Genomic DNA, 13,483 nt, shown 5'->3' on the forward strand with positions numbered 1-13,483 from the left:
AGGGCCTGACAGCGGTCCCCGGCGACTACGCGGCTCCCTCATCGTACGAGCGCCCGCCCGGAGGCTGAACCAGGGCCTCGCTCCGCGATCACCGTCCCGGCCGCCCCGCCGCGCCGGAGGCGCCCCGGATACGGCCCGGATACCTCGTACGGGCGAACCCGGCCGCCCCCGCCCCGCTCCCGGCGGCCGTGTCCGGCGCCGCCGCTCCCGGCCGCCGGCGATGCCCGATGGTTGAACGCTTCCGGCGCCCGCCACCGGCCACAACCCCTCAGCCCGCTCAGGAACGGAGCCCCGCATAGGGGAGGACCACCAACCGACCACCGACGACTGGTGGTACACCCTCCGGATCCCCGCCCAGCCCTGGATGATCAGCCTGGTGCGCGGCTCGCTCCGGCTCGCCCTGCAGCGGCATGGGCGCCCCGAACCCGCCGGCACCGCCTGTCTGTTGGCCACCGAGCCGGTCACCAACACCGTGGTGCACACCGCCTCCCCGGTGACGGTCGACGGCTGCGCCACGGCCTGGGGCGTGACTCCGGCGGCCCAGGGCGCCGGGAAGACGGTCTGGTTCACCCTGGAGTCAACTGCCGTCCGTCAACCAGTGGCCCTGAAAGCAAGGTTGGGCAGTCGGGCGGTCGCCGGCCACACCGAGGGGGCGGTGCCGCACGGCAGAACCGGGCGTCCCCCCGGGCACGTCACACCCGTCGGCCGGCCATGGTCAAGGAGTGCGGGAACTCGCCCGACTCCGGGGCTACTTCAGCGACCCCGCGGTCAGCCCCGCCTGCACCTGCCGCTGGAAGACGATGTACGCACCCAGCACCGGCAGCATCGCCATCACCAGCCCGGCGAACAGCCCGGACCAGTCGCCCTTGTACTGCTGGCTGGCCGCCAGGGCCACCAGCCCCTGGGGCAGCAGCCGTTTGTGCTCGTCTCCCACATTGAGCACGGTGGGCAGCAGATACTGATTCCACTGGCCCAGGAAGTTGAAGATGCCCACGCTGATCAGCCCGGGCTTGGCCATGGGCAGCATCACCTGGAAGAAGGTGCGGGTGTGCGAGGCCCCGTCGATCAGCGCCGCCTCGGCGACCTCGGTGGGCAGCGTTCTGAAGAACCCGGTGAGGAAGAAGACCGTGAACGGCAGCGAATAGGCGATATAGACCAGGATCAGCCCGGGATAGGTGTTGAGCAGCTGCATGTTCTTCATCACAAAGAACAGCGGGACCAGGGCCAGGATGACCGGGAAGCTCATGCCGCCGATGAACAGGAAGTAGATCAGGCGGTTTCCGGGGAACTCGAAACGGGCCAGCACATAGGCCGCCATCGCCCCCAGCAGCATGGTGCCGGCCAGCGAACCGGCCACCACGATCAGGGAGTTGAGGAAATACTGGCTCATATGCGCCGTGGTCCAGGCGCGCTTCCAGGCGTCCAGATGCAGGGTCTTGGGCAGCGCCCAGGGCGAGGTGAAGATCTCGTTGTCCGTCTTGAAGGCGCTCATCACCGCCCACAGCAGCGGCATGGTCACCATCAGGCCCCAGATCACCAGGACGCCATGCGAGAAGACATTGAGGATCCGGCCCTCGCTGCCCATCCGCCCCTGGGGCGAGTCGATCACCGGTCGCCCGGCTTCCGGGGCCTTGGCCTCGGTGGATACGGACATCAGAACTCCAGCCGTTCGCGGCGCCCGAGCTTCATCACGATGCCCGCGAAGATCATGGTGACGATGAGCAGGGCCACGCCCACCGTGGTGGCGTATCCGGCCTGCCCGTCACGGAACGCCTTGGTGTAGAGGTAGTAGGACAGCAGCTCGGTGGAGTAGTCCGGCCCGCCCGGCCCCATGGTCATGATCTGGACGAAGGCGAAGCCGTCCAGCGCCATGATGCCCATATAGACCCAGCCGGTCTGCACCGTGTCCCACAGCAACGGAAGCGTGATGCGGAAGAAGGTCTGTATCCGGTTGGCCCCGTCCAGCAGCGCGGCCTCGTAGAAGTGCCGGGGTATCGAGGCCATTCCGGCGGAGAACAGCACCACATAGAAGCCGACATTGCTCCACACCATCACCGCGGTGACACACCACAGCGCCAGCTTGGGATCGCCCAGCCACTCGGGCCGCACGGAGTCCAGGCCGATGGCGCCCAGAAAGGAGTTGATGGCGCCGCTGTTGGGGTTGTAGGCGAACTGGAAGAGCAGGGCCACGATGGCCAGCGAGAGCACCTGCGGAAAGAAGTAGACGATTTTGTAGACGCCCGACCCGCGCACCCCGGCCACCACCGCGTTCTTCCGCCGCCGCCCGCCGACATTGAGCATAAAGGCGAAGAACAGCCCCATGCCCAGCGTCACCAGCGGCAGCACCAGAAGCAGCAGCACATTGTGCCCGACGGCCTTCCAGAACACCTCGTCGTGCCACAGCCGTTGGTAGTTGTCGAAGCCGGTCACCCTGAAGTGGCCGCTCAGACCGCTCCAGTTGGTGAACGAGTAGTAGATGGCCTGGACAAACGGCGAGACGACAAAGACTCCGTAGATCGCCAGCGGAACGAGCAGGAACCCGGCGATAAAGCGGTACTTACCGTGCTGCATGGCCGCCCTACTTGTGCGTGTACTTCTTGACCGAGCTGTCCTTGGCGGTGTCGTCCGCGTACTTCTGGATCTTCTTGATGGCCTCGTCCGGAGTCAGCCGGCCGGCCATCATCTCGCCCAGCGCGCCCACCCCGATCTTCTCCTTCTGCAGGGCCACATACCAGTCCTGCAGCCGGGGGTTGAGCACGTTCCTGCCCGCCTTGTCCAGCGCCTGCTGGGAGGAGGCCAGCCCGGGCGGCAGCACCAGGCCCTCGGTACCGCCGTTGAGCGAAGTGAGCGAGGAGACCGCCTTGATGAAGTTCTGCGAGGACTTCCTGCCCAGCATGATGCGCAGCAACTCCATGCCGCCCTGCGGGTTCCTGGCGTTCTTGGGCACGATGAAGGGCTCGCCGCCGGAGGCCCACAGGGTGCCGAACGGAAGCTTGTCGTTCTTGTCCAGACTGGACGGCGCGCCCACCGCCATCCGGAAGTCCTTGGGGGTGGTCTTCTTGGACTCGTTCTCCACCCAGGAACCATTGGGGATGAACAGCGCCTTGCCCTCGTTCCAGGCGGTCTGCGACTGGATGTGGTCCAGGCCCGGGGTGCCCTGGAGGATATAGCCCTTCCGGTAGAGCTCGTAGTACGCCTCGAAGGCGGCCTTGACGGCCGGGTCCTTCCAGGCGTTGGGCTCCAGGTTGTCGATCCGGTTGAGCACCTCCACTCCGCCGATCTTGCCGATGAAGGGGTAGAGGCTGAACGGGATGTAATACGGGTACTTGCCGGCGTACGTCCAGCCGGCGATGCCCTTCTTCTTGGCCGCCTCACAGACCTTGAGCATGTCGTCCCAGGTCTCCGGGTACTGGGCGTCCAGCTTCTGCAGATTGGTCTGGGAGTACCAGACGCCGTAGACGGTGTAGGCGTAATAGAGGATCCAGGTCTCCTCGCCGTCGAACCGGCCCATCTCCACCACGCCCGGGCGCAGGGTGTCGCGCACCTTCTTGCCGGGGTCGTCCACCGAGGGCGCGTCCAGCAGGGCGTTGAGGTCGGTCAGCTGCTTCTGGCTCACCAGGGTGCCCATGTCCATCTGCTTGGCACCGGAGTTGTCGATGAGGTCGGGCGGGGTGCCGCCGTTGAACCTGGGCTGGAGCTGGGGGGCGATGTCCTGGGTGGCGGAGTGCTTGACCTCGGCACCGGGGTAGGCCTTCTTGTACTCGGCCTCGGCGTCCTTGGCGTACTGCTGGCCGAAGCCGCCGTCGAAGATGACCACGTCCAGGGCGGCCTTCTCATTGACGGCCAGCGGGTTCTTGGCGCTCTTGGTCCCCTTGTCCACCTGCTTGTTGTCGTCGTCGCCCCCACTGGCGCAGGCGCTCAGCACACCCATCGCGGGCACCGCCGCCACGCCGAGCGCCGCGGCCCGCCTGATGAGCTCGCGACGACTGAATTCCGAGGTGGATCCCATGCTCAAGTCCTCCGGGACTCAGGCGGTGTGGCGGTCTCCCCGTGCTCACTCGCCGACGACGAAGGGCCCGACACCGCGGGTCGGTTGAAGCCTGGTGTGCTGGGTGTGCGCCGGGACGAGGCGCCCGGACCCGCTGGTCCGCCGCCCTCTTCCCCCGGTCCGGCCTGGTGCTGCCAAGTCGCCCCGGACGTCGACAGGTATAGTCCACCGCGCCTCAACTGGGCAAGATCGAGGAGGCATTGACCTTCAGCCTTTCCCTAGTTGAGACCTCACCGACACCCCGCGACACCACCTGCCGAGAGCCTTGACAGCACTGGCCGCACAGGAGCTACTTAGGGCGCCACCAACACTCCGCCAGCATTGCGCAACTCGGGTGACAACGTTGTCAGCGTCCTTGGGAGGCAAGGGATGAGACACCGACTCAGATATGGCCGCCGCCTGCTCGCCCGCCCCACCGCGCTCCTGTCGGCCGTCTTGATGGTGACGCTCACTCAGATCGGGCCCACGGGCGCCCTGGCGGCCCCCGGCGACCGCCCCCGGCCCGCGGCCGCCACCGACCGCTTCGGCTCCTCCTTCGAGCCCGGCCAGCCGCAACCCGACTGGCGCAACACCGCCGAGACCGGCCGGGACGGCCGCCCGCTCTCCAGCGGCGTCGACGGCGGCGACTCCTCCGGCATCCCCGGCTCGGTCACCGACAAGATCACCGCCGTCCGGGCCAGCGGGGAGAACCGGGAGGGCGGGGAGGTCAAGGAGAACCTGATCGACGGGGAGATCAGCACCAAATGGCTGACCTTCCAGAAGACCGCCTGGCTGGAGTTCGAGCTCTCCGAGCCGGTCAAGGCCGTCCGCTACGCCCTGACCTCCGCCAATGACGCCCCCGGCCGCGACCCCCGGACCTGGACCCTCAAGGGCTCCGACGACGGCCACACCTGGACCGTCCTGGACACCCGCACCGATGAATCCTTCGAAAAACGGCTCCAGACCCGGGAGTTCACCTTCCCCAACACCACCCCCTACCGGCAGTTCCGCCTGGACATAACCCATAACAACGGCGATGAGCTCACCCAGCTCGCCGAGGTGCAGTTCGCCACCGCGGACAGCGGCCCCCCGCCCCAGGCCGGGATGCGCACCTATGTCGACAACGGTCCCACCGGCTCGCCAACCGCCAAGGCCCGCGCGGGATTCACCGGTGCCCATGCCCTGCGCTACGCGGGCCGCCAGACGGGCACCGGGCACGCCTACGCGTACAACAAGGTGTTCTCGGTGCACACCAAGGTGACCGCCGGGACCCTGCTGTCCTACAAGGTCTTCCCGGCCATGCCCGAGCGGGACCAGAACTATCCGGCCACCCATGTGGCCGTGGACCTGGCCTTCACCGACGGCACCTACCTCAGCCGGCTGGGCGCCCGGGACCAGTACGGCGCCCCGCTGACCCCGCAGGGCCAGGCGGACGCCAGGACGCTCTATGTCAACCAGTGGAACAACCGCCAGTCGCCCATCGGCCAGGTCGCCGCGGGCAAGACGGTGGCCCGGGTGCTGGTCGCCTATGACTCCACCGCCGGGCCGGGGAACTTCCGGGGCTGGATCGACGACATCTCCCTGGCCCCCGCCCCGCCCGAGGACCACCCGGCACATCTCGCGGACTACGCCCTGACCACCCGGGGCACCCTCTCCAGCTCCTCCTTCTCCCGGGGGAACACCTTCCCCGCCACCGCCGTCCCCCATGGCTTCAACTTCTGGACGCCGGTGACCGACGCGGGCTCGCTCACCTGGCTCTACCAGTACGCGGCCGGCAACAACGCGGACAATCTGCCCACCATCCAGGCGTTCGGCGCCGGCCACCAGCCCAGTCCCTGGATGGGCGACCGGCAGACCTTCCAGGTGATGCCCTCGGCGGCCGGCGGCGTCCCCAACGCCTCGCGCACCGCCCGCGCGCTGCCCTTCCACCACGACCGGGAGACCGCCCGCCCGCACTACTACGGCGTCACCTTCGACAACGGGCTCAAGGCCGAGCTCACACCCACCGACCACGCCGCGATGATGCGCTTCACCTTCCCCGGCGCCAATGCCTCGGTCATCCTGGACAACGTCAGCAACCAGGGCGGTCTGACCCTGGACGCGGCCCGCGGCGAGTTCAGCGGCTGGTCCGACATCAGGAGCGGACTGTCAACGGGCGCCGGACGCCTGTTCGTTCACGGTGTCTTCGACCGCCCGGTGGTCTCCAGCGGCCGGCTGCGCGGCGGTGGCGGTGACGATGTCACCGGCTATCTGCGCTTCGACCCCGGGGCGAACCGCACCGTCACCCTGCGCATCGCCACCTCCCTGATCAGCGCCGACCAGGCGCGGGCCAACCTGGAGCAGGAGATCCCGGCCGGCACCTCCTTCGACCGGGTGCACGACCGGGCCCGGGCCGCCTGGGACGCCCTGCTGGGCCGGATCGAGGTGGAGGGTGCCACCCATGACCAGCTCACCACCCTCTACTCCAGCCTCTACCGGCTCTTCCTCTATCCCAACTCGGCCTCCGAGAACACCGGTACCGCCGGCCGCCCCCACTACCAGTACGCCAGCCCCTTCTCCCCGCCACGCGGTGAATCCACCCCAACCCACACCGGCGCCAAGGTGGTTGACGGCCAGGTCTATGTCAACAACGGTTTCTGGGACACCTACCGCACCGCCTGGCCCGCCTACGCCCTGCTCTCCCCCCGGCAGGCGGGCCGGATGGCGGACGGCTTCCTCCAGCAGTACAAGGACGGCGGCTGGACGGCCCGTTGGTCCTCCCCCGGCTATGCCGACCTGATGACCGGCACCAGTTCGGACATCGCCTTCGCCGACGCCTACCTCAAGGGCGTACCGCTGGACGCCGAGACCGCCTACCAGGCGGCGGTGAAGAACGCGACCGTACTGCCCACCGATCCCGGCACCGGCCGCAAGGGCATGGACACCTCGGTCTTCCAGGGCTACACCAGCGCCAGAACCCCCGAGGGCATGTCCTGGGCCATCGACGGCTATATCAACGACTTCGGCATCGCCCAGCTGGGCCGCGCCCTCTACGACAGGACGCACCAAACCCGCTACCGCGAGGAGTCGGACTACTTCCTCAACCGCGCCCGGAACTACATCAACCACTTCGACCGGCGCATCGGCTTCTTCCAGGGGCGCAAGGAGGACGGCTCCTGGCGGCTGTCCCCCGGCGACTACGACCCCCGCGTCTGGGGCTATGACTACACCGAGACCAACGGCTGGAACTTCGCCTTCACCGTCCCCCAGGACACCCATGGCCTGGCCAACCTCTACGGCGGACGGGCCGCGCTGGCCCGGAAGCTGGACACCTTCTTCGCCACCCCGGAGACCGGCTCCCCCGAGTTCGCCGGCTCCTATGGCGGCGTCATCCATGAGATGACCGAGGCCCGGGACGTCCGGATGGGCATGTACGGCCACAGCAACCAGCCCTCGCACCACATCGCCTACCTCTATGACGCGGCCGGGCAGCCCTGGAAGACCCAGGAGAAGGTCCGCGAGGTGCTCTCCCGCCTCTACCTGGGCAGCGAGATCGGCCAGGGTTACCCCGGCGACGAGGACAACGGCGAGATGTCGGCCTGGTATGTCTTCAGCGCCCTGGGCATCTACCCCCTGGTGATGGGGCGTCCCGAGTACGCCATCGGCTCCCCCCTGTTCACCAAGGCCACCCTCCATCTGGAGAACGGCCGCGATCTGGTCATCAAGGCCCCGCACAACAGCGCCCGCAACATCTATGTCCAGGGCCTGAAGGTGAACGGAAAGCCCTGGAACTCCACGGCACTTGCGCACTCGGTGGTGACGGCCGGCGGCACCCTGGAGTTCGACATGGGCCCCCGCCCGTCCTCCTGGGCCACCGGCAAGAAGGCCGGACCGACCTCCATCACCACCGACGACCGGGCCCCCGAGCCACTGTCCGATGTGACGGTGCCGGACGGCTCCCCGCTCACCGACCGCTCCTCGCGCACCTCGGCCTCGTTCACCGCCGCCCCACTGGAGGTCGCCCCCGGCTCCCGGATCACCTCCTACACCCTCACCTCCCCCGCCGACCGCACCAAGGCCCCGCATGACTGGGTCCTGGAGGGCTCGGACGACGGACACGACTGGACCGCAACCGATCAGCGGTCCCGGGAGTCCTTCACCTGGGACAGACAGACCAGGGTCTTCGCCTTGCGCACGCCCGTCTCCTATCGGCACTACCGGCTACGGGCACTGGGCGGCGAAGCGGCCCTGGCCGAGGTGGAGTTGTTGGGTACGCCACAGAGGTAGTCGATACCTGAACTCCCAAAAAATATGCAAAGATCGGCAATGGTCGCTGGTGCCCTCCTTGCCCGGAGGGCACCGGTTTTTCTGTCTTTCTTGGTTTTCTTTGGGGGGAGTCCTATGGCTCGCACGTCCGGGCGCGCGCTGTCGCACCTTGTCACCGCCGCCGTCACGGTCGCTCTGGCCGGGGGGACGGCCGGTACGGCCCTGGCCGACGGCGTGGCACTGGTGCAGCCGGCGAAGAAGCCGAGCGTTTCCGCTCCGGTGTTCCCGATCGGCGCTGTCACCAAGGCCAACAAGTTCTACTTCTACGAGGCCGACGGCAAGGGCGGGCTGAAGCAGCGCGTCGGCGGCGGCGACTGGAAGAACATCCTCACCGCCACCCAGGTCAACCGCTACGCGGACGGCCGCCACGACGGCGACTACTACATCGACAGCAAGAAGGACCTGTACTTCCAGGGACTGACCGGCCACGCCCGCAAGGTGGTCCCCGACTTCGGCCACTTCTACGACACCATCCTCTCCCCGGGAGCCCTCGGCGGCGCCCGGACCACCAGCCTCCTGGCATTCAGCCACCGCACCGGCCGGCTGGAGATGTACACGGTCAAGGAGAACGGCACCTTCACCAATGGCGGTGTACTGGTCGGCTCCGGCAAGGAGTGGGGCCAGTACGACCAGATCGCGGGCCGTGGCGACCTCACCGGCGACGGCAGGACGGATGTGGTCGCCCGCGACAGGAACGGCGTCCTCTGGCTCTACAAGGGCACCGGCGACGCCCGCAAGCCCTTCGCGGCTCGCGTCAAGGTCGGCGGCGGCTGGGGCAAATACACCCGCATCTTCTCCAATGGCGACCTCAACGGCGACGGCCACAGCGACCTGCTGGCCATCGACGGCAAGGGCGCGCTGTGGCTGTACCCCGGCACGGGCAGGGCGTCCGCCCCCTTCAAGTCCCCGGTGAAGATCGGCAACTCGGGCTGGAACCAGTACCGCCTGGTGTTCTGAGCCTGCCCCACTGCTTACCGGCACCCCTTCCAGCCTTTTGGTTCAGACCTTGTGGGCGGGGCAGACCGCCGCCGGTTCGTCCTGCCCACTCACCCTCTGGAGTTCCCAGTGAAGTACCTTTCCCGCCTGGCCACCGTGGCCACGGCCGTCGCCCTGGCCGCCACGGCCGCCGGTACGGCCGTCGCCGACGCCCCCACGGCGTCCGCAGCCAAGGCCGGGTCGCACAAACCGACCCCCGCCGCGTCGTTCTTCTTCCTGTCCGGGATCAGGCCGTCGGGCCAGATGATGGTCTATATGAACGACGGCAAGGGCGGTTTCGACACCCCGTCGGGCGGCTACGTATGGCCGCACTTCAGGTACGGGATATCGATCGACCCTGATCTGACCGGTTTCCAGGACGGCTCGTATCACGTCATGGACGACGGCACGCTGAACCTGTGGCGTAACGGGCGCCTCAAGAAGGTGGCCTCCGGCTGGGGCCGGTACAACGTTGTCTTCTCGCCCGGCACCCTGGGCCATGCCAAACACCCCGACCTGCTGGCCCGCGACAAGCAGGGTGTCCTCTGGCGCTTCCAGACCAAGGCGGACGGCACACTGGCACCGCGCGTCGAGATCAGCCCTGGCTGGAACCAGTACACCCAGATCACCGGCCAGGGCGACCTGAGCGGCGACGGCAAGGCGGACATCGTGGCCCGCGACAGGCAGGGGGTTCTCTGGCTGTACAAGGGCACGGGGGATCTGCGGAAGCCGTTCGCGTCCCGGGTGAAGGTGGGCGGCGGCTGGAACCAGTTCAACAAGCTGGTGGCCACCGGTGATGTCGACGGCGACGGCCACAGCGACCTGCTCGCCCGCGACCCCAAGGGCAACCTGTGGCTGTACAAGGGCACCGGCAAGGCGTCCTCGCCCTTCAAGTCCCGCGTCAGGATCGGCACCGGGTTCAACCAGTACCGCGACCTGTTCTAACAGCCCCTACGTGGTGCGCGGTTCGCGCTACGCTCGGTAGCGCGCCCCAGGACCCCTACGCGGACCCACGAGCGTTCTACGGTTCCGAGCTGTGCCGTCTGCGTGCGGAGGCAGGCCTCACGCAGACGGCGCTCGGCGAGCTCGCGTTCCGCTCCGGCTCGTACGTCGGCCGGTTCGAAACGGCGGCACGGCGGCCGCAGTTGGAGTTGTCGAAGCTGTTCGACGAGATCCTGGGCAGTGGGCAGCACTTGCGGCGGTTGTGCCGGCCGGCTCGGGCGTCGAAGGTTGCGGACTACTTCGCGGATGCGGCGGATCTGGAGCGGCAGGCGGCCGCGATCAGTGCGCACCCTCAAGCACGGAGCACTGCGAGCCCAACGAAACCGTAACCCAAGCCACCCCCAAGATCGTCCCAAGCTCGGACCAACGCCCCTTGGCCAGAGCTGAATCGGCCTCGTGCCTCGCTAGCCTCCCCATGTAAAGACCACAACACCATCACGGGGGAGCACACACAGATGCACATCCGCCATGCCCGAATACCCGCCACCGCCGCGGCGATCCTGACCCTCGCCGTGACCGGTTGCGCCAGCGCCGCCGCCCATGACTCGGCCGCGTCCGCGTCCTCGTCAATGGACCTGCGCGCCCAGCCGGTTGCCAAGGCGACCTCCATCCCCACCGGCCCCGGCCCCCAGCGCCACTACACCGTCCAGCACCAGCCGGCGCCCGGCACCTGCCACGTCCGCTACACCCGCGACAAGCAGCCCCTGCCCGACCCCAAGTGCACGCCGGGCGCGCTCAACCCGGATGTCACCCCGGCCACGCTGGATTCCACCATCTGCCGGCCGTCCGGCTACACCAAGGGAATCCGCCCGCCGTACTCCATCACCGGCAAGGAGAAGCGGGCGAACGCCCAGTCCTACAGCTACAACGGACCGCTGGCCGACGCCGAGTACGACCACCTGGTCAGCCTGGAGCTCGGCGGTGACCCCAACGACCCGCGCAACCTCTGGGTGGAGCCGCCGTCCCCCGGCCACCGGCCCGGAGCCGGGGCCAACAACCCCAAGGACGTGGTGGAGAGCAAGCTGCACGCTGCCATCTGCTCCGGCCAGGTCCAGCTCCGACCGGCCCAGGTGGCCATCGCGACCGACTGGACCACGGCCCTGAAGCGGCTCGGTATCCGATAGGACGCTGGGGGATCCGGTGCGGAGGGGCCCAGTCATCGGCCTCTTAACACGCCTCTGACGCAACTCCCGCCCCAGAGGTTGCAACCGTTGGGCGTCCTTGGGAGTCACACACTGATGTGTGGGGCCTTGGTTGTTGTCAGCAATGGGCCCGCATCCTTATCCAATACACGTATGGAGTTCTGCGTGAGCAACCTTCGGCGCGGACGCGCCCTGTCGCGTCTCGTCACCTCGGCGGTCGCCGTGACCCTGGCCGGCGCGACCGCCGGTACCGCCATGGCCGACAGCGGGAACGCTCCCCTGGCCGCCGCCGCCCGGCAGAGCCTGCCCACGGCCGGCGCCGCCGCCAAGGCCGGCGCCGAGCCGACCGGCTCGGCCCCGCAGTTGACGATCGATGCCGTCAACGACAAGGGCGAGTTCTTTTTCTACGAGCCCGACGGCAAGGGCGGCCTGAAGCCCCGCAAGGCCGGCAAGAACACCAAGAGTTCCAAGGCCGCCTGGAAGCACATGAAAATGGTGACCCAGGTCCACGACCGCTGGGGCCTGCACAGCGGCTTCCTCTTCCTCGAGGACGACAACAACGTCTACTTCGCCAGCGATGCGGGCTCCTACAAGGTCGGCAACAACTGGCGTCAGTACGACACCTTCTTCTCCCCCGGTGACCTCGGCGGCTCCAAGGACTCCGATGTCATCACGCGTGACAAGTCGGGTGTCCTCTGGCTCTACGAGGGCGACATCATCGGCAAGGTCGGCGCCCGGAAGAAGATCGGCGGCGGCTGGAACCAGTTCACCCAGATCGTGGGTCGCGGCGACCTGACCGGTGACGGCAAGACGGACATCGTCGCCCGCGACAAGCAGGGTGTCCTCTGGCTCTACAAGGGCACCGGCAACGCCAACAAGCCCTTCGCCGGCCGCACAAAGATCAGCGGCGGCTGGAACCAGTACACCAAGCTGGTCTCCACCGGTGACGTGGACGGCGACGGCCACAGCGACCTGCTCGCCGTGGACAAGAAGGGCGCCCTCTGGCTCTACAAGGGCACGGGCAAGGCGTCCTCGCCCTTCAAGTCCCCGGTGAAGATCTCCAACTCGGGCTGGAACAACTACCGTCTGGTCTTCTGATCCGGCCGCGTGAACGCATTCGGTTCGCCCCGTCGCCTGCGCGGCGGGGCGAACTGCCGTCCGCCGGGCCCCTGTTCCCGGGCGAGTTCGCCGGACCTTACCGTCGCAGCCGATCCGCCCGGGCCGCTGCGGCGGACGCATCACACGGGGCGTCTCACAGGCCGCAGCGCGGCGAGGCCGGCAGTGGCGAGCAGCAGTGAGCCGCCCGCGACGACAAAGGACAGCCGAGGCGCCGCGTGGTAGAGCGGCAGCAGGGCGAGCGGAACCACCGCCGCGCCGCCGAACCGGAAGGCGGAGACCGCGGAGAGCGCGCCGCCCCGGTTGCTCGGCACCTCGCGGACGGTGAGGTTCTGCAGGGAGACATTGAGCATCGAGTAGGCGATGCCCGCGCCGGTCCAGCACACCACCAGCGCCGGGAGGCTGTCCGTCGAGCCGGTCAAGGCGACCAGCACCGCCCCCAGCCCGGCGGCGATCCCACCGCAGCGGCGCGCCGAAGCGGTCACCGAGTGAGCCCCAGCTCGCGCCCAGCAGCAAGCCCGGAGAGAGTGAGAGGTGATCGGCATGGCCAAGGGCTATCTGGTGGGTACGTATCGGTCGGTGCGCGACCCGGAGAAGCTTGCCGCCTATGGGAAGCTGGCCAAGCCCGCGTTGGAGGCGGCCGGTGGCCGTTTTCTGGCCCGGGGCGGCCGGGTGACCGCCTTTGAATCGGGGCGGTCCGAACGTACGGTGCTGATCGAATTCCCCAGCTATGAAGCCGCCGTCGCGGCGTACGAGAGCGCGGAGTACCAGCAGGCCCTCGCCGTGCTGGACGGCGGCGCGGAGCGGGAAGTGCGGGTGGTGGAAGGGCTCGACTGACCCACGCCCCACGACAAACGGCGGCCCCGCAGGACCTCAAAGGTCCCGGGGGGCCGCCGTCGTGTCAGCGGGCGCCGCG

Annotated in this window: 11 protein-coding genes; 7 read left to right on the forward strand and 4 right to left on the reverse strand. The window is 68.3% G+C overall.

The window, feature by feature from the left end:
* Nucleotides 1-748 precede the first annotated feature (748 nt).
* Genes ACIHFE_RS10125 through ngcE form a run of 3 tightly spaced genes read right to left on the reverse strand, consistent with a single transcriptional unit; the run spans nucleotide 749 to nucleotide 4,009 of the window.
* A complete protein-coding gene (locus tag ACIHFE_RS10125; RefSeq protein WP_400105369.1) occupies nucleotides 749-1,654 on the reverse strand; it encodes a carbohydrate ABC transporter permease in 906 nt (301 codons plus the stop codon).
* Nucleotides 1,654-2,571, reverse strand: a complete 918-nt coding sequence (locus tag ACIHFE_RS10130) for a carbohydrate ABC transporter permease (protein WP_400105370.1) — start codon at nucleotides 2,569-2,571, stop codon at nucleotides 1,654-1,656. Before ACIHFE_RS10130 ends, ACIHFE_RS10125 begins: the two co-directional genes overlap by 1 nt.
* Before the next feature lie 7 nt (nucleotides 2,572-2,578).
* Nucleotides 2,579-4,009, reverse strand: a complete 1,431-nt coding sequence (ngcE, locus tag ACIHFE_RS10135; protein WP_400105371.1) for an N-acetylglucosamine/diacetylchitobiose ABC transporter substrate-binding protein — start codon at nucleotides 4,007-4,009, stop codon at nucleotides 2,579-2,581.
* Nucleotides 4,010-4,417: 408 nt separating this feature from the next.
* On the opposite strand from ngcE, the gene ACIHFE_RS10140 reads away from it, so the two are divergent.
* From ACIHFE_RS10140 to ACIHFE_RS10165, 6 genes are all read left to right on the forward strand, one after another.
* Nucleotides 4,418-8,293, forward strand: a complete 3,876-nt coding sequence (locus tag ACIHFE_RS10140; protein ID WP_400105372.1) for a GH92 family glycosyl hydrolase — start codon at nucleotides 4,418-4,420, stop codon at nucleotides 8,291-8,293.
* Nucleotides 8,294-8,407: 114 nt separating this feature from the next.
* Complete coding sequence (locus ACIHFE_RS10145) at nucleotides 8,408-9,289, forward strand: FG-GAP repeat domain-containing protein (protein WP_400105373.1); 882 nt, start codon at nucleotides 8,408-8,410, stop codon at nucleotides 9,287-9,289.
* Between the two features lie 108 nt (nucleotides 9,290-9,397).
* Complete coding sequence (locus tag ACIHFE_RS10150) at nucleotides 9,398-10,252, forward strand: FG-GAP repeat domain-containing protein (protein ID WP_400105374.1); 855 nt, start codon at nucleotides 9,398-9,400, stop codon at nucleotides 10,250-10,252.
* A complete protein-coding gene (locus ACIHFE_RS10155; RefSeq protein ID WP_400105375.1) occupies nucleotides 10,159-10,638 on the forward strand; it encodes a helix-turn-helix domain-containing protein in 480 nt (159 codons plus the stop codon). The genes ACIHFE_RS10150 and ACIHFE_RS10155 overlap by 94 nt, the downstream gene beginning before the upstream one ends.
* Nucleotides 10,639-10,764: 126 nt before the next feature.
* Entirely contained in the window at nucleotides 10,765-11,433 is a 669-nt protein-coding gene (locus ACIHFE_RS10160) for a hypothetical protein (RefSeq protein ID WP_400105376.1), read from the forward strand.
* A 183-nt stretch (nucleotides 11,434-11,616) separates the two neighbouring features.
* Nucleotides 11,617-12,549, forward strand: a complete 933-nt coding sequence (locus tag ACIHFE_RS10165) for an FG-GAP repeat domain-containing protein (RefSeq protein WP_400105377.1) — start codon at nucleotides 11,617-11,619, stop codon at nucleotides 12,547-12,549.
* A 140-nt stretch (nucleotides 12,550-12,689) separates the two neighbouring features.
* Here the strand turns inward: ACIHFE_RS10165 and ACIHFE_RS10170 are convergent, their stop codons facing one another.
* Nucleotides 12,690-13,052 (reverse strand): hypothetical protein, encoded by a 363-nt coding sequence (locus ACIHFE_RS10170; RefSeq protein WP_400105378.1) that lies wholly within the window; start codon nucleotides 13,050-13,052, stop codon nucleotides 12,690-12,692.
* Between the two features lie 58 nt (nucleotides 13,053-13,110).
* Here ACIHFE_RS10170 and ACIHFE_RS10175 point away from each other — a divergent pair, with 58 nt between their 5' ends.
* The gene (locus ACIHFE_RS10175; protein ID WP_400105379.1) at nucleotides 13,111-13,404 is read left to right on the forward strand and encodes a DUF1330 domain-containing protein; all 294 of its coding nucleotides are present in this window, start codon (nucleotides 13,111-13,113) and stop codon (nucleotides 13,402-13,404) included.
* The last annotated feature ends 79 nt before the right edge of the window (nucleotides 13,405-13,483 follow it).

It is taken from the genome of Streptomyces sp. NPDC052396 (genome assembly GCF_044593195.1).
GTDB lineage: Bacteria > Actinomycetota > Actinomycetes > Streptomycetales > Streptomycetaceae > Streptomyces.

Coding starts and splice junctions, on each gene's coding strand:
- ACIHFE_RS10145 (WP_400105373.1), top strand. CDS start 8,408: ATGGCTCGCACGTCCGGGCGCGCGCTGTCGCACCTTGTCACCGCCGCC.
- ACIHFE_RS10140 (WP_400105372.1), top strand. CDS start 4,418: ATGAGACACCGACTCAGATATGGCCGCCGCCTGCTCGCCCGCCCCACC.
- ngcE (WP_400105371.1), bottom strand. CDS start 4,009: ATGGGATCCACCTCGGAATTCAGTCGTCGCGAGCTCATCAGGCGGGCC.
- ACIHFE_RS10130 (WP_400105370.1), bottom strand. CDS start 2,571: ATGCAGCACGGTAAGTACCGCTTTATCGCCGGGTTCCTGCTCGTTCCG.
- ACIHFE_RS10175 (WP_400105379.1), top strand. CDS start 13,111: ATGGCCAAGGGCTATCTGGTGGGTACGTATCGGTCGGTGCGCGACCCG.
- ACIHFE_RS10125 (WP_400105369.1), bottom strand. CDS start 1,654: ATGTCCGTATCCACCGAGGCCAAGGCCCCGGAAGCCGGGCGACCGGTG.
- ACIHFE_RS10160 (WP_400105376.1), top strand. CDS start 10,765: ATGCACATCCGCCATGCCCGAATACCCGCCACCGCCGCGGCGATCCTG.